Consider the following 21,051-nt stretch of genomic DNA (forward strand, 5'->3'; position numbering starts at 1 on the left):
GGTGATACTCCTGGCCTTAGGGAACTGCCTTGCGGATCATGAAGTAGTCCACCACACCGAGTGCGATGGCCGCTGGAGCGAGGTAGGCCGAGAAGCTCAGGGCGTTCTGTTCGACGAACCACCGCCCAACATCCGGCCAGGCTCCCTGAGAGGTGATCAGCATGACCACGCCCAGGAGCACCAGTGCCAGAGCGATGAGCACCAGCCACATCCGCATCAGACCGAATCGCTTGAAGAGGATCACGAAGCCGAATCCCAGGAGCATAACGGCCAGGCAGAGCAGACCGGCTAAGAGTCCGGCTGATGCCACTCCCCCGGGCCCCTCGGTGAGCATCGGCAGATCGAAGGTATAGCTCTCGACGCCGAAACCGTTAGTCGCCCGCTCCACCAGGGCGGCCAGGGCGAATGCCAGGCCAAAGGCTGCCGAGACGGCTGCGAAGGCCAGTCCAGCGCCCAGGACGAAGACCCTGCGGCTGTAGCTCAGCGCCATGGAGAAGGGGAAGGTGTGAGATCCGGCGTAGCCGGCCATAAAGGCCAGGCACCACAGGGCAGCCTGGGAGGCGCCGGTGTAGAAGGGGTCCTCGGCCGGGATCCGGTCATCGGCCAGGGCGTCCAGCCAGATACCGATGCCGATGGAGACTCCCCAGGCCAGGGCGAAGACCATGGCCGGAACCCAGATCAGGCTGGAGGGGATCATAAACTGCAGCCGGAAGGCTGCCGGGACTCGGGCGAAGCTCGAGCGCTGTCTGGTGGACTCAGTGTTCTGCATGGTCGCCGTGGTCATGACTGCACCTCCGCAGTGTTCTCGGCATTTGCCCGGGTGGTCAGCCGGACGATCAGCTGTTGGAGAGAGACCGGCTGCAGGTCGAGGTCCAGTTCGCGGACCCGCTGCTGCTCGGCCTCGGTGAGTGCGCCCAGCACTGTGGTGCGCGCGATCCGGCCCATAGTCTCCTCGTGGAGGATCTCGCGGCCGGTGGTGAATTCGGCAATGGCATCGGCTCTGCCGACGATGGTTACAGCCCGGTCCCGGAGGTCCTCGACCGGCTCATCCAGCAGGATCCGCCCGCCGTCGATGAGCACCACATTCTCGATCAGATGCGCGATCTCATCGATGAGGTGGCTGGAGAGCACGAAGGTCCTGGGGTGTGCGGCGTAGTCCTCAAGCAGCCGGTCGTAGAACAGCTGGCGGGCCACCGCATCCAGTCCCATATAGGGCTCATCGAAGAAGGTGACCTCGGCCCGGGATGCCAGACCGATGATCACTGCCACCGCGGATTTCTGCCCGCGGGACATCTTCTTGATCTTGGTCTTCTGCGGGACCTTGAAATCGGCGATGAGCCGATTGGCGAAGTCCCAGTCCCAGTTCTCGTAGGCATCGGCGGCCGCCTTGAAGGCATGCTTTGCCAGCGCGTCCTCGGGGTAGCGCTGGTCCTCGCGGACGAAGCAGATCTTCGGCAGCACCTGCTCGTTCTCATGCGGGGTCTGGCCGAAGACTTCCACCTGCCCCTCTGAGGGCCACAGCTGGGCGGTGATGATCGACATCAGGGTGGTTTTGCCCGCCCCATTGCGACCCAGCAGACCGTGGATGGCGTCCTTCCCAAAACTGACGGTGACGTCGTCGAGCGCTGTGGTGTTCTTATAGCGCCTGGTGACGGACCGCACTTCTATCGCCTGGCCGGCGGTGTTTCCACTCATCGGCAGACTCCTCTCACTCGTGAATTCCGGACTGCTGGGCCCGCTCGCGCAGCAGCTGAATGATGTTCTCCACCGACAGCCCGATGTGACGGGCCTCGGCAAGCATGGGAGTGAGGTAGTGATCGGCAAACTGTTGGCGGCGCTCCTCGCGCAGCCGTTCAGCGGCCCCGGCGGCGACGAACATGCCCAGTCCCCGGCGCTTGACCAGAATCCCGCGGTCGACAAGAAGGTTGATCCCCTTGGCGGCCGTGGCGGGGTTGATCCGGTGGAATGCGGCGAGCTCATTGGTTGATGGGGCGCGCTCCTCTTCTTGGAGCGAACCGTCGAGCACAGATCCCTCGATCTCTTCGGCGATTTGTACGAACAGTGGGCGACCCTCGTCCACGAGCACACCTCCTTCCTCCGGATTTCGCTGCGTCACAGCTTACCAACTCCACTACCTCAGTGGTTCATTACTCTACTAATGAACCATAGAACGACGACGACGTCAACTCCCCTGCCCTGCCCCAGGGGTCACAAGATATGGGCCGGGTCGTAAGATGGGGCTATGACCGGTGAACATGCCATCGAATGTTGGCTGACCGATATGGATGGGGTTCTTGTGCGTGAGCATGAGGCTCTGCCCGGTGCCGCTGAACTGCTGGAGCAGTGGCGGCGCAAGGATCTGCCCTATCTGGTGCTGACGAATAACTCGATCTTTACCGCCCGCGATCTCTCCGCCCGGCTGCGCAATTCCGGGCTGGTGGTCCCTGAGGACCGAATCTGGACCTCCGCTTTGGCCACCGCAACGTTCCTGGCCAATCAGATCGATGAGGAGCAGGGGGCGGGCACCTGTTATGTGGTCGGTGAGACTGGTCTGACCACGGCCCTGCATGAGGCGGGGTTCATCATGACTGAGACCGACCCCGATTACGTGGTGGTCGGCGAGACCCGCAATTACAGTTTCGAGGCGATCACCAAAGCGGTGCGCCTGATCAACGAGGGTGCTCGGTTCATTGTCACCAACCCCGATGCCACCGGCCCCAGCCCGGAGGGTGTGCTGCCGGCCACCGGAGCGATTGCCGCACTGATCTCCAAGGCCACCGGTTCAGAGCCCTATGTGGTGGGTAAGCCGAATCCAATGATGTTCCGCTCTGCACTGAACCATCTGGGCGCGCATTCCATGCAGACGGCGATGATCGGCGATCGGATGGACACCGATATCGTCGCCGGTATGGAGGCCGGTATGCATACGATCCTGGTGATGTCCGGGGTCTCCAGTCAGGCCAGCATTTCCCGGTACCCCTTCCGGCCCAACCGAATCATCGATGGGGTCCATGAGCTGGTGGAAGAGGGCTTCGTCCTGGAGGACTGATCCCTCAGCGGGTCAGCCATGTTGCAGTGAACCAGGTACTCAGGCCTGGTTGAAATGTTCGGTGAGGAAGCGGCGTCGTGCCCTGCTGAGGTGAGCGTCCAGGAGCCCACGCCAGGCGTCGTCGCCGGCCTGCAGGGATTTACAGATACCGGCGTGCTCCTCGGCGTGAGCGACCATATTCTCCACCGGATGTGGGTTGATGGTGAACAGCGCGGTCAGAGTCGGTTCGAAAAGCCGCCAGACCGCCTGCAGTCGTTTCCCACCCCCGGTCTCGACGAAGCTGCGGTGGAAGGCGATATCAGCCCGGATATAGCTGTCCTGGTCGCCCTGGGCAGCTGCGGCACGCATCTGCTCCACCAGGGCTTCCAGCCGTTCCCAGCTCTGCCCGGTGCCAAGTGTGGCTTCAATGGCAGTGCGTTCGACCATCAGCCGGATCGCGTAGATCTCCTCTACATCTGCGCTGGTCAGCTGGGTGACCCGGTAGCCCTGCCGGGCTGAGTAGACCAGCCCGTCACGCTCCAACTCTTTGATCGCCTCCCGCACTGGCCCCCGGCTGACGCCATAGGCCTCAGCCAGCTGCAGTTCCACCAGATGCTCATCCTGACTCAGCTTGCCGGAGAGGATTTCGATGCGCAGCTGTTGGGCCAGCCGTGCCCCCAGAGGCTGGGCGGCCAGGGGCCTGACCGCAGAAACCGTCACCGCTCAGCCCTGCCCTTCGCTGCGGCTGGCTAGCAGTTCGGCCAGGTGCATCGCCTGCACATCGGCGAGGTCATCAAGCTGAACCTTGCAGCTCATGCCATCGGCCAGGACCACCTTGGTTCGACCGGAGTCATCTCGTTCGGCCTGTTCACGCACCGCCGGCAGCAGATGAGTCTCAGCCACGGCCACCGAGACCTCATAATGTCCCTTTTCCACGCCGAAGTTCCCGGCCAGCCCGCAGCAGCCGGCCACCTTGGTGACCTTGGCCCCGGCCATCTCCAGCAGGGCCTGGTCCACATCCCAGCCGATGATCGAGCTCTGGTGGCAGTGCGGCTGGGCGACCACATCGATATCGGAAAGATCGGGAAGTTCAACCTTGCCCTCATCGACCAGCCGGTTGACCAGTTCGGCGAAGGTCAGCACCCCATCGGCAACTGTTTTGGCCTCCTCGCGGGGTGAGAGCTCCACGGCATCGCTGCGCAGGGTCGCAGTGCAGGAGGGTTCCAGTCCGATCACCGGCACCCCAGAGGTGACATAGGGCTCCAGAGTGGTGATGGCCTGCTCCATACGTTCCTTGGCCTGATCCAGCTGGCCGGTGGTGATCCATGGCAGTCCGCAGCAGCCCTGCTTCTGGATGACCTGCACATTGAGGCCCTGCGAGCGCAGGAACTCCAGGGCACCGTGTCCGGAACCGGGGAAGAAGTGGTTGGTGAAGGAATCGGCCCATACCCAGACATCCGGAGTCGACGACGACGTCGCGTTCTCCGCTTTCTTTTCGGACCGCCTCAACGTCTTATTCGCGAAGGTGGGCACACTGCGGCGCTGGTCGATACCGGCAACCCATTTGGCGATTCCGGCCACTGGGGGCAGTTTCATGGTGAGGTTGGCCAGGGGCGCCAGTGGCGCGGCCAGCTTGGCCCAGAAGGGCAGCCGGCCGAGGATGTAGTGGCTGCGGGGCCGCAGTTTGCGTTTGGGCTGGCCCTCGGCGTCCCGGTCGTAGGTTTGGTAGAGGGCTTCGGCCTTATAGGTGGCCATATCCACCCCGGCGGGGCAGTCGCTGGCGCAGCCCTTACAGGCCAGGCAGAGGTCCAGGGCCTCGTGCACAGCGGGGTCGGCGAGACCTTTGACCAGCGTTCCGTCCATGGCCTCCTGGAGGATTCGGCCGCGGCCGCGGGTGGAGTCCTTCTCGTCTCGGGTGGCCAGATAGCTGGGGCACATCACGCCGTTGGTCTTCGGTGCCACACAGCGCCCGACGCCGGAGCAGCGGTGGACGGCTGCTCCGAAGTCGCCAGCATCGTGGCTCATCAGCAGACCCGGCCAGGGCAGTTCCTGTTTGGGCTGAACCGGTTTGATGTTCTCGGTGTGAGAGACCGGTCCGGAGTCGTCCGGGGCGGTGATGATCCCGGGGTTCAGGAGGTTCTCGGGGTCGCAAATATGCTTGGCCTGGGCGAACAGGGCGATGGAGTCCTCGCCGTACATCGTCGGCAGCAGTTCGGAGCGGACTCGACCATCGCCATGTTCACCGGAGAGGGAGCCGCCGTATTCGGCCAGGCGTTCAGCACTGGCGGCCATGAATTCGCGGAAGACGCTGGTGCTGCTGGGGTCTCCGTGCTGGAAGGGGAAGTCGATACGGCAGTGGATGCAGCCGTCGCCGAAGTGCCCGTAGGGGTAGCCCTGGAGGCCGAATTCGGCCATGAGTCCCTCGAATTCGCGCATCCAGTTACCCAGATGCTCGGGAGGAACGGCTGCGTCCTCCCAGCCGGAGTGGGCGGGGGTAGGCAGGCTGATCCCCGCCAGACCGGCACCGTCCTCGCGGATCTTCCACAGGGCGGCAGCCTCGGTGGCGTCCTCGATGAGCCGGTCCCCCACGGCATCGGAGGCGGATTTCACTCGGTCGAGGACATCGAGGGCGTCCTCCCCTGCGACCTCGACGAAGAGCCAGGATTCACCCTTGGGTAGGGTGGGCACGCGTTTTCCTGCACCGCGGACCAAGGCGACCAGACGGGAGTCCATCCCTTCGCAGGCGATCAGGCGGCCTTTGCCGGCTTCGAGGATATGGGGGACGGCGTCGGCGGCTTCGGCCACTGTAGGGAAGCCCAGGACCAGCAGTCGGCGTCCGGGGTCATCGCGGACGAGATCCACTGTGGCTTCCAGGATAGTGCCCAGGGTTCCTTCGGTACCGGCCATGAACCGTTCGATCCGACCCCGGTTTTCGGGCAGGAGGTGTTCGAGGCTGTATCCGGAGACCTGACGGCCGAATTGGCCGAAGTGGGTGCGGATATGGGCGAGGTTGTTCTGAGCCAGCTGCAGCAGTTTCTCTGCAGTGGGCCCGGTGGCTTTGCCACTGCGGGCATCGAAGTTGCCGGTTTCACCATTGCCGAACAAGACGGTGGCAGCCTCGATGTTATCGGCGGTGCGCCCGTAGCCCAGTGCGCGGGATCCGCAGGCGTTATTGCCGATCATCCCGCCAATGGTGCAGCGGGAGTGAGTGGAGGGATCAGGACCGAAGCGCAGTCCGTGCGGGGCTGCTGCCCGTTGGAGGTCTGCGTGGACGACCCCGGGTTCGATGCGGGCCGTCTGGGCTTCGGGGTCGATCTCGATGATGCGTTTGAGGTCCCGAGTGTCCAGCACAATGCCCTCGCCAACGGCGTTGCCGGCGATGGAGGTGCCGGCCCCGCGCATGGTCAGCGGGACGCCGAGCTCTCGGGAGACTTCGTGGGCGGCGTGGAGTTCATCGACGTGTTGGGGTCGGGCAACCACCTGGGGCACTACCCGGTAGAGGCTGGCGTCGGCGGAATACATCCCACGGGCCAGAGCTGAATCATCGACCTCGGAGACTCCGGCGCGGCGCAGCGCGGAGACGAGATCGGTGGCGTCTGCATTGGTGCGGGTATCTGCGGTGATGGTCATCGGAGAATTCCTCAGTCGAAGGTGATGATCTGGCGGACTGCTTCACCGGCAGCCAGCCGGTCCATGGCCTGGTTGATCTCCTCGAGCCCGATGCGCCCGGAGATCAGTTGTTCCACTGGCAGCCGGCCCTGTTTCCACAGTTGGGCGTATTCACGGATGTCATCGAAGGGCACTCCGGAGCCGAGGTAGGAGCCTTTGATGGTGCGGGCTTCCTGGGTGATGCCTGTGGGCGCAATGGATGAGCGCGCATCCGGATGCGGCAGGCCCACGGTGACGGTGGTGCCGCCGGGTGCGGTGGCCTCCACTGCTGTTTCGAAGGCCCTGGGGTGGCCTGCTGCCTCGACGACCAGATCAGCTTTGATGCCCTGGTTCTGGAGATCTTCGGGGGTGTAGGCGGCATCGGCTCCGAGCTGGCGGGCCTGTTCGAGTTTGCTGTCATTGGCGTCGACGGCGATGACCTCCCCAAGCTGCAGGGATTTAGCCACCAACAGGGCCGCCATGCCGACACCGCCAAGACCGACCACCACGATGCTGTCCCCGGGTTGAGGGTTTCCAGCGTTCTTGACCGCCCCTCCGCCGGTGAGGACCGCGCAGCTCAGTGCTGCAGCGACCTCTGCAGGGATATCGTCATCGATGACGACCACTGATTTCGCACTGACCACCGCATGGGTGGCGAAGCCGGAGACTCCCTGGTGATGGTGGATGTTCTCACCATTGCGGGACAGTCGGCGGGATCCGCCCAGCAGTTCTCCGGCGCCATTGGATTCGGTGCCGCGGATGCAGGGCAGTTTGCCCCCGGCGGCGCAGTGCTTGCATTCCCCACAGTGGGGCATGAAGATCATGGCCACATTGGCCCCAACGGGGATATCTTCGACCCCGGGACCAACTTCCTCAACGATGCCGGAGGACTCGTGGCCCAGCAGGATGGGAAGCGGACGAGGACGGTTTCCCTCGACCACTGAGAGATCGGAGTGGCATACCCCGGCTGCGCGGACCCTGATGAGAACTTCTCCTTCACCGGGTGGAGCCAGTTCCACCTCACTGACTGAGATGGGGGTGGATTCCGCAAAGGGCCCGGGGCGGCCCATCTCTTCCAATACTGCGCCGGTGATCATCATCTGGGGGCTCCTGATCCGCGGTCAACTGTTTACAAAATGCTGTGATGTCGACTTTATCAGCATCGTGCTGTGGATCACGCCGGGGTTAAGGACGTCCGAGGGGTGGGCAGCCCACTGCATACTGGTCCATCTAAATGAAGCTTTTCCGGCATAACTCATGGTCCAGAAGTCTTCCTAATGTTGAGCTCATGAATTCAACACCTTCCTTGATCGTGCGTCCTTTGACCCCCGCTGACGAGAGTTCCTGGCGAGCACTGTTCCGCAGTTATCGAGAGTTCTATCGTTTGCCAGAGGACGAGGATGTCGTCTCCCGAGTGTGGGGTTGGATCATGGATCCCGTGCATGAGTGCCAGAGCCTAGTGGCCGAGAGGGATGGTCACATTCTCGGCCTCGGGAACTACCGTCGCTTCTCGCGCCCTTCCACTGGAACGGTGGGTATTTGGCTCGATGACCTCTTCACCACTAGAGAAGCACGCGGTCAGGGTGTTGCCCGTGCGGTCATCGGCAGGTTGACCGAGATTGCTGCCTCAGAAGACAGGTCTATTGTTCGGTGGATCACCGCGGAGGACAATCATCAGGCCCAGGCCCTTTATGAGAAAGTCGCCACCCGGACCTCCTGGCTGACCTATGACGCGGCACCCTCAGCTGCTGTCAGCTGAGGTGGGAAAACCCGTCCTGCACCAGGTCCTACTGCTTCTGGTGGCGATGATCTGGGGACTGAACTTCGTTTCAGCCAGTCTTGCTCTCGAGGATGTGCCGGTCTGGATCTTCCGGGTCGTGACCTTCGGTGGCGGTGCTGTCATCCTCTTCGCTGTCACACTGACGCGCAGGATTGCACTGCTTCCGCCCCGCCGGAGGGATCTCATCCATCTGACCGTGGCCGGATTCTTTGGCGTAGCGGGTTTCGGTGCACTGTCTGCTCTAGCCCTGTTGCACACTTCGGTGGGACGCGCCAGCATCTGCGTATATCTCATGCCAGTCTGGGTAGCCCTGCTGGGGAGGGTAATTCTGAAGGAGCGACTGGGTAGGGCGCGGATTCTTGCGATATTGATCGGTGTCACTGGTCTGGTGATCTTGATGTATCCCCTCCTCAGTGCCGGAGAAATGACGGGCGTGCTGGCAGCTACAGGTGCCGGCATCAGCTGGGCAATCGGAACGATCTATCTGAAATGGGCGAAAGTGCCCGCCCACCCTCTGATGATCACTGTATGGCATCTGGCCGTGGCTGCCCTTGTCTCTGCTGTCGGAATTGTCATATGGCAGCAGAACTGGCCATCAGAAATTTCGTCCTCAGCATGGGCAGGCTTGGTGTTCACCACAGTGATGGGCACTGCCGCCGCCTACCTCATCTGGTTCAATTTGGTCACACGACTGCCAGCCAGCACCGCCGGCCTGGGGACCCTCTTGGTCCCTGTCTTCGGCCTGCTTGCCGCTATGGTCTTATTGGCTGAACAACCGACCGTTGCAGACACATTTGGGCTGGCACTGGTCCTTACTGCCGGACTGTTGACCCTGATGGCACGCCCGTTTACACCGTCTGTGCCAGCAAAACCCGGGACTTCACACTGAACTCAGAGACTGAATCTGTCTATGGTCTGACGTGAAGTTGCTTGCTGACAGCCAGGCGTCAAAGCGTGTACGTAACTCTGGCCATTCAGAGTCGAGGATGGAGTACCAGGCGGTGTCTCTATTACGTCCTTTGGTAACTACAGCCTGTCTGAAGGTTCCCTCGTAGGTGAAACCGAGGCGCTCCGCGGCCCTGCGTGAGGGCTCGTTGAGACTGTCGCACTTCCATTCATAACGCCGGTAGCCCAAATCCTCAAAAACGTGGTGCATCAGGAGGTACTGGGCCTCGGTGGAGGCAGGGGTTCGTTGCAATGCCGGTGAGTAGTTCACCCACCCCACTTCGATGACACCGTTATTGGGGTCGTGACGCATCAGGGACAGTGTCCCCACAGCCTTATTCGTGCTCTGCTCGATGACTGCGTAATGCCGCGGATCCTCACTCTGCGCAGCCTGTTCGGCCCATTCCCTGTAAGCGGAAGCCGAGAGGAACGGGCCCACTCCAAGGTACGTCCAATTTCTTCCATCGGGCGCCTGTGCATATGCGTCATAGAGGTCTTGAACATGGCGTGAGGAGTCAAGTCGCTCCAGAGCGCACCAGTGTCCAGGCAGCCTCGTGGCGCTCGGAAGGGGACGTGGAGTCCAATCCGGGACGGGGTCCCCCACTGGCTGACCGAACTCATTACTGGACACCACAGGCACTTTTCCTTTCGAACGCACAACGGGGTGGCCAGGGCTTCGCGCCACTGCACCCATCTCCTCGCCATTTCACAGTAGGACCTTTTCCGGTTCGTCCATTAGGCCAGAATCACGGCAAACGAGTGGTCCAGTATAGTTCGGGTATGCGTCATGCCTTCCCCATGGATTTGATCATCGATGCAGCGCCCCAGGGTGTCAGTGCACGCGCCCATCTGGTGGACCAATTGCGCAACGCATTATTGGCCGGACAGCTTCACGCAGGCCAGCCCATGCCCTCGACTCGAGTCTTAGCCCAGGCTGCTGGGATTTCACGAGGCACCGCCGTGGCTGCCTATGAAGAATTAGCCGGAGAAGGTTATGTGGAGATAGTGCCGGGTTCGGGAACATTCGTTGCTGAAGGCCTCCCTAGCCTAGAGGGCCGAACTTCTATAAAAACCGCGCCAGCAGATTCCGTCCTTTCGCCGGCCTCAGACTCAGAGGGTGATTCGCTTATCAACCTCTCCCCCGGCAGTCCCTCGACAACGTTCTCAGGACACCGCGATTGGACGGCAGCGTGGCGACGTGCCCAATCGGCAAAATTACCTGCCCTAGTGCCGCCTCCAGAGGGCAGTGCCGAGCTGCGGGAGCGCATCGCCGAGCATCTGCACACTGCTCGGGGAGTTGCCTGTGATCCCGAGGAAGTCCTGGTCACCGCCGGCACCAGCGACGCGATCGGGCTCTTGGTCCACGGTCTACGAGCGCGAGGGGACCGCCTCCGAATGGCCACTGAGAACCCCGGGTACACCAAAGCCCGGGAGGTGCTTAACCAGTTGGGCGCAACGCCTGTGCCTATACCGCTCGTTGACGGTGGGATGGATATCGAGGAACTGTCGAATCATTCTGGTGCGCTTGACGCGGTGATCCTCACTCCGAGTCACCAGTATCCCCTGGGGGGTCGGCTGCCGGTGGCCTCGCGGTTGTCAGTCCTGGAGTGGGCCCGCAATTCCGAAGCGGTGGTCATCGAGGATGATTACGACAGCGAATTCCGACACGGGGCGGCTCCTCTGCCTGCCATCGCCTCACTTGATGAGGAAGGTCGTGTGGTGATGGTTGGCAGCTTCTCCAAAACCTTGACCCCCTGGCTACGCTGCGGTTATCTACTGGTCAGGGACCCGCTGTTGCGTGATCGGATGATAAGTACCCGGAGAGCCCTGGGCCAGCCAGTTTCCGGAATCATTCAGCAGGTCTTGGCCGAGTTCATGCGCAGCGGGGGGCTACGCCGCCATCTGGGCCGAGTCAGCCGTGAATATGCTCATCGGCGCGCTCTGGTCCTAGCCACAACGGAAGATTTGGCACCCGAGGTGCGGACCCACGCCCTGGAAGGCGGCCTGCATGCCACGCTCACTTGGACTACGGGCATCACCGCCGAGAGCATCACGGCCCAGCTGAAGCATCTCAGGGTCGCCGTCACACCTCTTTCTCGGTATTACTATGAGTCAGACTGCCCTGACCAGCAGGGTATCGTCATCGGTTACGGCGCACCGACCGATCTCGAACTGCGCACTGCACTGCAGCAGATCCGACAAGTGCTCTTGGAGATTCGCGAGTAGCAAGCTCACCCACCTGGAAATCTTGTGTCCAGGGCACTGAGCACACCTCGGGATTTGGTGATGACCTCGGCCCATTCGGCCGCAGGATCAGAATCCGCGGTGATGGCCCCACCCAGCCCCAGATGAAAGTCCCACTCGCCCCCGCCGCCGGGACTAGTCAGCGCAGCGGTACGGATGAGTACCGAGAGGTCGCAGGCTCCGGTGGTGCTGAAGTATCCGGCCACTCCGGAGTAGGGCCCTCGTGGTCCGGTTTCGAGCTCGCTGAGGATGTTCATAGTGGAGATCTTCGGCGCCCCGGTCATTGAGCCGGGCGGGAAGGCATCACTGAGCGCGCGGGCCCGGGAGGCCTCGGCTGAGAGTCGGGCACTGACCGTGGAAACCATCTGGTGGACACTGGGATAGGTCTCCACAGCACAGAGGCGCTCGGTGCGCAGACTTCCAGTCTCGGCATGGATGGAGAGGTCATTGCGGACCAGATCGGCGATCATCACATTCTCTGCCCGGTCCTTCGGATGAGTCTCGAGGTCCCGAATCTGGGCCGCATCCTCCTGCGGGGTTTTGCCCCGGGGGCGCGTTCCCTTGATCGGTTCGGAACGGATCATCCCCTCGGCATCGATGGAGACAAACCGCTCCGGTGAGGTCGAGAGCAGTACGGTGGCCGCACTGTCCTCGGTGGCTGGGAAGTTGAAGTACTGAGTGAAAGGCGCCCGGTTTGCCTCACGCAGCCTCCGATAGGCGCTCAAGGGGCTGCCGTGGAAGGTGCCCTCGACGGCTGTGGTCAGGCAGATCTCATAGGAGTTCCCCTCCCGGATCTGAGCCTGGGCTGCGCGGATCTTCTGGAGGTATTCGGCCTCCTGATCACGCACTTTCAGCTTCTCCAGCCATACGGAGTCTGCACCCTCAGGCATGACCTGTTTGTCACCCTGCTGCGCCCCCGAGAAGAGCTGCGCTATTGCAGTTTCGACCTCCCCCACCCAGATGGAGTCCTGCCCCAGAGTCTGAATCTGCGCCGATGCATGGTGATGGTCGACGACGACGGCATGGGTGGCCCGGAAGAGCTGTGCCTGTTCCTCGTAGCCGATCCAGCCCACCCAGCCCAGTTGAAAGGGTGGTCCCTGTGCTGTGCTGGTCTCCCCTGCCCCTCCGGTCGGCGTCCCCCGGTGGGGCCAGTGCCGCTGCAACCAGCCGAAGGCACCCTCCCCCAGGTGCACAGCCTCGGTATGGGGCCCCTGTGAGAAGGCCAGGATGCTGTAGCGGCGGCGCTGAGGGGCGGGCCCACCGAGCTGACCGGAGCTGCCGTGGTCGCTGCTGTCGAGAAAAGCTGCCGGGGAACCAGTGCGGGGCTCGGCGAGCATCTCGAAGAGCTCAGCCGCCGCATCCTGGCATTGCGGGAAGGCCACAGCCTTACGCTGCACCTGGGGGGCCGGCACCTTCTCAACCATGATGGAAAAGTCTATGGCCAAGCCACCGGCAGCACCGAGATGCGGCACCGATACCATGTTGACCATGGTTGAGGCGGGGCAGAATGAGACCAGCAATGGTGAGGGCAAACGGGGGCGGCCGCGCAGCGAGACGGCCCACCGCGCAGTCCTGGAGGCAGTGGCCGAACTGCTCAACACCCAGGGCTGCACCTATGAGGAACTGACGATCGAGCGCATTGCCGCCGTCGCCGGCGTGGGCAAGCAGACGGTCTACCGGTGGTGGAACAATAAGGCCGCCGTGGTCCTGGAGGCCCTGCTCAGCGGCTACGTGAAGCTGGATTTTGCCCCAGTTCCGGATACCGGGGATCTGCGCGCTGACCTCATGACCTGGATCGAACTGGCTGATGCCAATGAGCGAGAACAGGGCCTCGGGGATTCGACCATCATGGCCCGCAGCCTCATCGCGGCACTGTCCACCAGCAGCGAGGAGACCCAGGAACTGCTGCATAACAGCGCCCTCTGGGAGGACATGCATCTGACTGCCAGGATCCGGGCGGCTGCATCATCCGGTGAACTGCGCGAGGGGCTGGATCCCGAACATGTCGCCGCCGCACTGATGGACCCTGTAATCCTTCGAACGATCACCACCGGCCGGCCCGGAGTGGAGTGGATGCAGGGACTTGTCGACGTCGTACTCTCCGGCGCACTGCGACAGGAGTGATTTTAAGCACATTACCCCTGATGGGAGGCCCGCAGCATTTGTGAGACGTTGCGTTCCGTTTATGATTAATAGTATCGCCTGAGACTCCCCTACCCACAACGAGGACCCCCACCCCTATGGCCAGAATGCTCTACCGGCTCGGTATGCTCGCCGCGCGCCGCGCCAAGACTGTCATCGCTGGTTGGTTCGTACTGCTGCTGGCAGCTGTTGCCGCTTTCGCCGGCTTCGGCGGACAGCTCACCGACCAGATCGACGTCCCGGATCTCGAGACCACTGAGGTGGCCGACCGGCTGGCCGATGAACTTCCCGACGCCGGGGGCGGATCCGGCACTGCAGTGCTGCGTACTGACGACGGCGCCGAGTTCACCGAAGAGCAGCAGGAACAGGTCGATCAGCTCATCGCCGATCTCGAATCCCATGAGATTGTCGACGAGGTCACCAACCCCTTCGACGCCCAGGCGGAGATGGACGCCGGCGCCGAGGAGCTGGCCGAGGCCCGGGAGATGATCGATGAGCTCCCCGAGGACTTCGACCCCGCCGAGGCTCAGGCTGAGATCGAGGCCGGTCGCGAGGAACTCGAAGCTGGCCGGGCCGAGCTCGAGGCCGCCGAGGAAGAACTGGCCCAGGGCCGCGAACAGGCTGAGGCCGGACTCTCCCAGATGGACATCAGCTCCGATGAGCTGCCCGGCCTCATTGAGGAGGTCGAAGCCGGACTGGCAGAACTCGATGCCGCCGATGCCGAACTCGACGCCGAGGTCCAGGCTGCCGTCAATGGCGGCTACTGGTCCCAGGTAGAGGGCGAGCTCAACGCCGCCCGTGCCGAGATCGTCTCCCAGCGCTCCACTCTGGAGCCCCAGCTCGCCCAGCTGCAGCAGGCCCAGGCCGGACTCGCCGAGATCGAGGCCGGGGAGGCTGAGATCGAGGAAGGCTTTGCCGAACTGGAAGCCGCTGAGGCCGAGCTCGAAGAAGGCGCAGCCGGACTTGCTGAGATGGAGGAAGCCACCGCCGGAGGGGAGGATCCGGCAGAGTTCATCGAACGCAATGAGCGGCTGCTGGCCCTGACCGAGGGCGCGCAGATGATCTCCGAAGACGGCGACGTCGCCATCTTGATGATCGGCTTCCACGATCCCCTCGAGCAGGTGGAGATGAACGCGCTTTCGGCTGTCTCCGATGAGCTGCTGGAGGCAGAGATCGACGGCGTGGAGGTCCTGCCCGGCGGCGATATCAGCTTCGAGATGCCGCATCTGTTCTCCATCGCTGAGGTGATCGGCCTCATGGTCGCCGCCGTGGTGCTGCTGGTGATGCTGGGCACCTTCATCGGTGCCGGTCTGCCGCTGCTCAACGCCCTGATCGGTGTGGGAATCGGTGTAGCCGGCGCAATGGCCCTCTCCGATGTGGTGGAGATGATGTCGATGACCCCGATCCTGGGCCTCATGCTAGGCCTGGCAGTGGGTATCGACTATGCACTGTTCATCATCAACCGGCACCGACGACAGCTCAAAGACGGCATGGATATGCGAGAATCCATCGCCCTGGCCAATGGCACCGCCGGCAACGCGGTGGTCTTCGCCGGTGCCACCGTGGTCATCGCGCTGCTGGCGCTGAACGTCACCGGTCTGCCCTTCCTGGGGCTGATGGGTACAGTGGGCGCCTTCTGTGTGACCATCGCGGTGCTGATGGCCACCACGATGACCCCGGCCCTGCTGAAACTGGTGGGCTGGCGGATCCTGCGGCGCAAGGAACGCCGTTATATCGGCTTCAGCGAGACTGCCGAAGAGAAGGTCACCACTCCGATGGGCAGCCTCAAAGCTGTGGTGCTCACCGTGGTCTCCCTGGCCGGTCTGGCCGTACTGGCGATCCCGACCTTCGACCTGCGCCTGGGTCTGCCCGATGCCAGCTCCGAGGCCGAGGACTCCACTGCCTACCAGGCCTATGTGGAGACCGAGGAGGGCTTCGGCCAGGGAATGAACGGCCCCCTGGTGGTTCTTGCCGATTACCCACAGAGCTTCGATTCCGAGGCCGAGGCCACCGACTACCAGTTGGATGTGGCCGAAGAGTTGGTCGAACACGAATACATCGACACCGTGATGCCGATCGCGCTCTCCGAGGCCAATGACATGGCCGCCTACCAGGTGGTTCCGGTGGATGGTCCGGCAGCGGAATCCACCGAGTCCCTCGTCCATGAGTTCCGTGATGGCAATCCCCTGGCCGATACTGAGGTCTCTGATGTCGAACTCTCGGTGGCCGGTATGACCGCCGCCGAAATCGATATCTCCGATGTGATCGCCGATGCCATGCCGCTCTACCTCGGTCTGGTAGTGGGACTCTCCCTGGTGTTGATGGTGATGGTCTTCCGTTCCATCCTGCTGCCGGTGATCGCCACCCTGGGCTTCGTCGGATCCCTGGCCGGCGCCATCGGTGTGGTGGTCGCAGTCTTCCAATGGGGATGGCTGGGCGATATCTTCGGCGTCTCCCGTCCGGGGCCGATTATGACCTTCCTGCCGATCCTGATGGTCGGCATCCTCTTCGGTCTGGCCATGGACTATCAGCTCTTCACCGCATCCGGAATGCGGGAGGCCTATGCACACGGCTCCCCACCGAGACTGGCAGTACGCCAGGGCCTCCACGCCGGACGCGCTGTGGTCACTGCCGCGGCACTGATCATGTCCAGTGTCTTCGCCGGCTTCATCTTCACCCCGGATCCCATGGTCGCCTCAATCGGCCTCGGCCTGGCGGTGGGTGTACTACTCGATGCCTTCGTGGTGCGGCTGCTGCTGGTCCCAGCAGTGCTGCACCTCTGCGGACCGGCCGCCTGGTGGCTGCCGAAGTGGCTGGATAAGATCCTGCCCGATGTCGACGTCGAAGGCGCAAAGCTGGAACGTAGCCGTGCGAAGGATCAGGAGGGCGCTGGGATCTGACCCCGGCCAGCTCCCTGGCTCACACGCTCCACGGCTGGCCCCTGGCGGCGGACCATATGAGGTCCACGCCGGGGGTCAGTCTTCGTATTGGGCCAGTTTCTCCGCCTGGGCCTCGGCGATCTCGGTAAAGGTCTCGGCATCGACTGCTACGGCGGTCATCATCAGGAGGTTGCTGCCGAAATCAGCGGTGACTGAGTAGCCCTCAATGACCTGGAGGTCACCGTCCTCAGGATCCTCCATTTCGATCTGTCGGCTGATCCCACTCATGGGCCATTCCGTTGAGTCCAGAGTGAAGGCTTCGATCTCGATCTGGTCGCCCTCGGCTTCAAGGGGGCTGGCCGCGCAATGTTCGGCGATGTTCTCCCAGATGCCATTGGACTCCACCCCGGTGCCCTCGGGGTAGCTGAGCATCCACACGTAGACCTCCGCGGATGCGTCCACTCCACTGGCCCCGGAGGCGGTGGGCAGCCGGTATTCATGCATCACTCCGGTCTGGGGGTCCTCACCGACCAGTTCGAGGTTGACCCGGTCCATGTCCTGGGCGCATTCACTCTGCCCGAAGGCGTCCTGGTATTCGCTGCGTTCAACGGCGATGTACTCCTCGAAGTACCCCAGTCCGGAGTAGGTGGAATGACCTTCTGCGGATTCGGGCAGTTCCCCGGGAGCCAGCAGCAGTTCCATCATCTGCTCCTCGTCCAGGGGGCCGATGCTCTCAGTTTCCTCTGCCGTATCCCCCTCGCCGTCCTCGTCATCGGGCTCTGCGCCCTCTGTGCCCTCATAGGTCTGCGGGGCGGCTTCTTCAGTGGCTGTCTCGGCAGGCGGCTCTTGGGAATCCGGTTCGGGCTCCACACAGCCGGTGAGCAGGCCTAAGGCCACGACGGCACAGCAGGTCACCGGCGTCAGGGCAGCAGGCCTCCGTATCGAGGAAGAAAGCACGTAGGACAGGGTAGCAAGGTCTACTGCAGTGCTGAGGTGAGACGGAAGACATTATCCAGATACTTCACATGCCAGGGCCGGCGAACCCAAGCCTGCAGGTCCAGGGGCTCGGAGATCGCGCAGTAGTCCTTGAAGATCTGGGCCATCTCGCCAACCGTGCGGTCATCCACCAGCATCAGAGTCACTTCAAGGTTCAGTGAGAAACTGCGCTGATCCATATTGGATGAGCCCAGCACTGCGACGTCGTCGTCGACGATCATGAATTTCGCATGCAGCACATCCGGCTCCGGGTAGCGGTAGATCCGCACCCCTGCCTCCAGCAGCGCCTGGTAGTAGGACTGCTGGGCGTGCTGGACGGTGAACTGATCGGCCTTCTTGGTCACCAGCAGCACCACATCCACATTCCGGTGGGCGGCATTGGTGACCGCGTAGAGCAGGGAGTCATCCGGCACCAGATAGGGGGTGCAGATCACCAGCCGGTCGGTGGCCTGGTAGATGAGGTCGTTGAACAGCCGCAGGTTGTTCTCATCCGGGAAGCCCGGCCCCGAAGGCACCACCTGGACCAGGGTCCCTCCCCTGGCCTCCTCATCAGCCTCGAGGTCCACCAGCAGTTCGGGTCCGAGGTTCTCCCCGGTTTCGGTGTACCAGTCGGAGGCGAAGACGATGTCCAGACCGGTGACCACCGGCCCGTTGAGTTTCGCGTTGAGTTCGACCCAGTGACGGTTCATCCGCACCGCCGAGCGGCGCTGGTAGTGGGGTTCGATGAGATTGGCCGAACCGGTGAAGGCAGTGCGGGAATCGACGACGACGATCTTGCGGTGATTGCGCAGATCCAGCCGGGAGAACCGGCGCTTCAGAGGACGCACCGGCAGCGCCCGCGCCCACTGGAAGTCGGGGTAGGTCTCGCTGGCCCGTTCCAGGCGTTTGCGCAGTCGCTTATAGCCGCGCACCCGAAGGGTGCCCAGGTGGTCATAGAGCAGCCGGACCCTGACCCCGCGGGCCGCGGCCCGTTCCAGGGCGGAGAGCACGGGGTCGGTGTATTCGGGGTCCTCACCGATGATGTAGGAGATCACATGGACGTATTCCTCGGCGCAGTCGATCTCTGCGGCCAGCTCGGTGAAGAACTCCTTGTAATCGGGCAGCAGCGTGACGTTATTGCCCTCCTGGATGGGGAAGGCGCCGAGTTTCCGGTTCAGGGCTGCGGTGGCTCCAAGCTGCTCGTCATGATCGCGCAGCTGGTCGGTGAGGTCCATATGGCTGGTGGCCTCCAGCAGAGCCTCATTGATCCGGCGCTGACGTTCCTGCCGCCTCCGGGAGAGCTTATTATTGCCGATCAGCAGAAACAGCGGCAGGGCCACCAAGGGGATGAAGAAGATCGCCAGCAGCCAGGCCATGGCCGTATTCGGCCGTCGGTTGCCCGGAATAATGCCGATAACAGCCAATCGAATGGTGATCTCAGCCACTAAGACCAAGGAGACGATCCACCCGGGCAGCCCATCGATGCCCAGCCCACTCAGCGGCCAGAGCATAGGAACCCACATGTCATCGTCATCCCCACCATCCTATGCGGGATAAGCCCCGCCCAGTTGCGGGGTATACAGTGGGAATCATGGCTGAACGCTTTGGTGAACACTCCCTGAAGGCCGTTGGTGTCCGGATCGACGCCGAGCACCCCGAAGGTTTCATTTTCGACCCCCACCAGCCTCAGCTGCGGGTCACCGATCTCGGTTCGGTGCGCGGCGACGGCATCTTCGAGACCATGCTGGTCCTGGACGGCAAGCTGCGGAAGCTCCAGCCCCATCTGGACCGGTTGGCCCGCTCTGCGGAGATCACTGAGATCGGCATCCCGCCCGAGGAGTCCTGGCGGGCGGCCATCGACCGCGGCCTGGAGGAGTTCAAAACCCGCGGCGGCGGTGGCGACAATATCTCGGTCCGGCTGACCGCCACCCGCGGTGTAGACGGCGAACCAGCCAGTGAGGACCCCCGCTGGGCCGGCACCTACTGGGTTCTGCTGACCCCGGTGCCGGAGAAGGTCATGGCCAACCGGCTTAAGCCAATTTCGGTGACCCTGCTTGACCGCGGATACGACTCCAAGGCCTCCGAGCGCGCCCCCTGGCTACTGCTCTCGGCCAAGACGCTCAGCTACGCAGTCAATATGGCCGCCTACCGCTGGGCGGCCCAGCACGGGTTCGACGACGTCATCTTCTACACCAGCGATGGCCAGGTTCTGGAGGCTCCAACCTCCACTGTGCTGCTGCTGACTAAGACCGCTGATGGCACCCCGAAACTGACTACCCCGACGCTGAAGACCGGGATCCTTCCGGGCACCAGCCAGGGATCGATCTTCGCCGCTGCGGAGCGGGCCGGCTGGGAGCTGGGCTATGGCCCCATCACCCCGGAGGACCTCAAAGCCGCCGATCACCTATGGCTGGCCTCCTCGCTGCGGCTGGTCTCACCCATCGAGCGCATCGATGACACCGAGTTCGCCACTGACGAGGACTACACCGCTCAGCTGCTGGACTTCCTGAAGGAGGATCTGGCCTCCTCCTACCCGCAGGAGGGCTGAGCCGCCGGCTCAGCCGGGTTTAGATTCAGCCTGCAGATTCAGCCCCGAGGCAGAGTCAGCCCTTGACCAGTCCGCCATCGACGATCAGGTTCTGACCGGTCACGCCGCGGGCCCAGTCAGAGGCGAAGAACAGCACCGCATCGGCCAGCTGCTCCGGTGTGGTGACCTTCCGCAGCGGGGTTCCGGCGGCGATGCCGTCGAAGACCTCCTGCGGAGTCGCAGCCGAGGCATCGGTGGTCTGCAGCAGACCACCGGAGACCATATTCACCGTGATACCCGAGGGACCGAGATCATCGGCGAAGGTGCGGGTCAGCGAGAGCAGCGCCGCTTTGGCCGCGGTGTAGTCGTGGTAGGGCACCACCGGATGCTGGAAGAGGTTGGTGCCGATATTGATGATCCGGCCGAATCCCATCTCGGCCATCGACGCCCGAGCGGCTTGGATGACATTGAGCGGGCCCTTCACTGAGCCCTCAAACTGCCCGGCCAGTTCCGCATAGCTGATCTCATCGGCCTTCGAGCGGGCGTCTCCATTGAAGACGAAGTCCACCAGCGCGTTATTGACCACTGTGGTCACCGGCTGGCCGAAGTGGTCAGCGGATGTGCGGATCAGCGTGGCAACAGCCTCGGGATCGCGGATATCGGCCTGTGCGGCCAGGGCCTGTGCAGGGTATTCGGCGGCCAGGGCCTCTGCGGCCTCGCGGGAGGTGTTGTAGTTGATCACCACTTTGGCGCCCTGACCGAGGAACGCTCGGCTGATGGCGGCACCGAGTCCGCGGGCGGCGCCGGTGACGATAACAAGCTGCTCTGCCAGAGAGGTGGGAGTTTGGTTCACGTGCTGGGCCTCTTTCATCTCAGAGGCGAA

General features: G+C 63.0%; 18 protein-coding genes. 7 read left to right on the plus strand and 11 right to left on the minus strand.

Translation table 11 applies throughout. From position 1 onward, the window contains the following. Positions 1-16: 16 nt before the first annotated feature. From HGQ17_RS04885 to HGQ17_RS04895, 3 genes are read right to left on the minus strand one after another with little or no spacing between them, the layout of a single operon-like run. On the minus strand, positions 17-784 hold the full coding sequence (locus HGQ17_RS04885) for a hypothetical protein (RefSeq protein WP_168886854.1): 768 nt from the start codon (positions 782-784) through the stop codon (positions 17-19). Further along, complete coding sequence (locus HGQ17_RS04890; protein ID WP_168886855.1) at positions 781-1,695, minus strand: ATP-binding cassette domain-containing protein; 915 nt, start codon at positions 1,693-1,695, stop codon at positions 781-783. The genes HGQ17_RS04885 and HGQ17_RS04890 overlap by 4 nt, the downstream gene beginning before the upstream one ends. Before the next feature lie 13 nt (positions 1,696-1,708). Next, entirely contained in the window at positions 1,709-2,116 is a 408-nt protein-coding gene (locus HGQ17_RS04895) for a GntR family transcriptional regulator (protein ID WP_324615191.1), read from the minus strand. A gap of 126 nt (positions 2,117-2,242) precedes the next feature. On the opposite strand from HGQ17_RS04895, the gene HGQ17_RS04900 reads away from it, so the two are divergent. Continuing rightward, complete coding sequence (locus tag HGQ17_RS04900) at positions 2,243-3,049, plus strand: HAD-IIA family hydrolase (protein ID WP_168886856.1); 807 nt, start codon at positions 2,243-2,245, stop codon at positions 3,047-3,049. Between the two features lie 39 nt (positions 3,050-3,088). Here the strand turns inward: HGQ17_RS04900 and HGQ17_RS04905 are convergent, their stop codons facing one another. The 3 genes from HGQ17_RS04905 to HGQ17_RS04915 are packed head-to-tail and all read right to left on the minus strand — an operon-like array spanning position 3,089 to position 7,776. Beyond that, complete coding sequence (locus HGQ17_RS04905) at positions 3,089-3,748, minus strand: GntR family transcriptional regulator (protein ID WP_168886857.1); 660 nt, start codon at positions 3,746-3,748, stop codon at positions 3,089-3,091. A gap of 3 nt (positions 3,749-3,751) precedes the next feature. Next, on the minus strand, positions 3,752-6,658 hold the full coding sequence (locus tag HGQ17_RS04910) for an FAD-binding and (Fe-S)-binding domain-containing protein (protein WP_168886858.1): 2,907 nt from the start codon (positions 6,656-6,658) through the stop codon (positions 3,752-3,754). An 11-nt stretch (positions 6,659-6,669) separates the two neighbouring features. Beyond that, positions 6,670-7,776 (minus strand): zinc-binding dehydrogenase, encoded by a 1,107-nt coding sequence (locus HGQ17_RS04915; RefSeq protein ID WP_168886859.1) that lies wholly within the window; start codon positions 7,774-7,776, stop codon positions 6,670-6,672. A 188-nt stretch (positions 7,777-7,964) separates the two neighbouring features. Here HGQ17_RS04915 and HGQ17_RS04920 point away from each other — a divergent pair, with 188 nt between their 5' ends. Continuing rightward, entirely contained in the window at positions 7,965-8,435 is a 471-nt protein-coding gene (locus HGQ17_RS04920; protein WP_168886860.1) for a GNAT family N-acetyltransferase, read from the plus strand. After that, the gene (locus HGQ17_RS04925) at positions 8,404-9,345 is read left to right on the plus strand and encodes a DMT family transporter (RefSeq protein ID WP_267873141.1); all 942 of its coding nucleotides are present in this window, start codon (positions 8,404-8,406) and stop codon (positions 9,343-9,345) included. Before HGQ17_RS04920 ends, HGQ17_RS04925 begins: the two co-directional genes overlap by 32 nt. Here the strand turns inward: HGQ17_RS04925 and HGQ17_RS04930 are convergent. Continuing rightward, on the minus strand, positions 9,337-10,095 hold the full coding sequence (locus tag HGQ17_RS04930) for a GNAT family N-acetyltransferase (RefSeq protein ID WP_168886862.1): 759 nt from the start codon (positions 10,093-10,095) through the stop codon (positions 9,337-9,339). The two genes, HGQ17_RS04925 and HGQ17_RS04930, sit on opposite strands and share 9 nt — an antisense overlap. Positions 10,096-10,199: 104 nt before the next feature. Between HGQ17_RS04930 and pdxR the strand changes: the two genes are divergently transcribed. Further along, a complete protein-coding gene (gene pdxR, locus HGQ17_RS04935; protein ID WP_407670752.1) occupies positions 10,200-11,627 on the plus strand; it encodes a MocR-like pyridoxine biosynthesis transcription factor PdxR in 1,428 nt (475 codons plus the stop codon). A 5-nt stretch (positions 11,628-11,632) separates the two neighbouring features. On the opposite strand, the gene HGQ17_RS04940 is transcribed toward pdxR, so the two are convergent. Beyond that, positions 11,633-13,069 (minus strand): anthranilate synthase component I family protein, encoded by a 1,437-nt coding sequence (locus tag HGQ17_RS04940; RefSeq protein WP_229503322.1) that lies wholly within the window; start codon positions 13,067-13,069, stop codon positions 11,633-11,635. Here HGQ17_RS04940 and HGQ17_RS04945 point away from each other — a divergent pair. Beyond that, positions 13,068-13,769, plus strand: coding sequence for a TetR/AcrR family transcriptional regulator (locus tag HGQ17_RS04945; protein WP_229503323.1), 702 nt, complete (start codon positions 13,068-13,070; stop codon positions 13,767-13,769). The two genes, HGQ17_RS04940 and HGQ17_RS04945, sit on opposite strands and share 2 nt — an antisense overlap. Before the next feature lie 116 nt (positions 13,770-13,885). Continuing rightward, complete coding sequence (locus HGQ17_RS04950) at positions 13,886-16,687, plus strand: MMPL family transporter (protein ID WP_168886866.1); 2,802 nt, start codon at positions 13,886-13,888, stop codon at positions 16,685-16,687. A 75-nt stretch (positions 16,688-16,762) separates the two neighbouring features. On the opposite strand, the gene HGQ17_RS04955 is transcribed toward HGQ17_RS04950, so the two are convergent. Next, positions 16,763-17,623 carry a hypothetical protein gene (locus HGQ17_RS04955; RefSeq protein ID WP_168886867.1) on the minus strand — a complete coding sequence of 287 codons (861 nt, stop codon included), beginning with the start codon at positions 17,621-17,623 and terminating at the stop codon, positions 16,763-16,765. Between the two features lie 20 nt (positions 17,624-17,643). Then, positions 17,644-19,152 carry a cardiolipin synthase gene (gene cls, locus HGQ17_RS04960; RefSeq protein ID WP_168886868.1) on the minus strand — a complete coding sequence of 503 codons (1,509 nt, stop codon included), beginning with the start codon at positions 19,150-19,152 and terminating at the stop codon, positions 17,644-17,646. Positions 19,153-19,232: 80 nt separating this feature from the next. Between cls and HGQ17_RS04965 the strand changes: the two genes are divergently transcribed. Then, on the plus strand, positions 19,233-20,189 hold the full coding sequence (locus HGQ17_RS04965; protein WP_168886869.1) for an aminotransferase class IV: 957 nt from the start codon (positions 19,233-19,235) through the stop codon (positions 20,187-20,189). 55 nt (positions 20,190-20,244) lie between these two features. Here the strand turns inward: HGQ17_RS04965 and HGQ17_RS04970 are convergent, their stop codons facing one another. Then, positions 20,245-21,039: a 3-oxoacyl-ACP reductase gene (locus HGQ17_RS04970; RefSeq protein ID WP_168886870.1), complete on the minus strand. Its 795-nt coding sequence runs from the start codon at positions 21,037-21,039 to the stop codon at positions 20,245-20,247. Positions 21,040-21,051: the final 12 nt, after the last annotated feature.

It is taken from the genome of Nesterenkonia sedimenti, from assembly GCF_012641515.1.
Classification (GTDB): domain Bacteria; phylum Actinomycetota; class Actinomycetes; order Actinomycetales; family Micrococcaceae; genus Nesterenkonia; species Nesterenkonia sedimenti.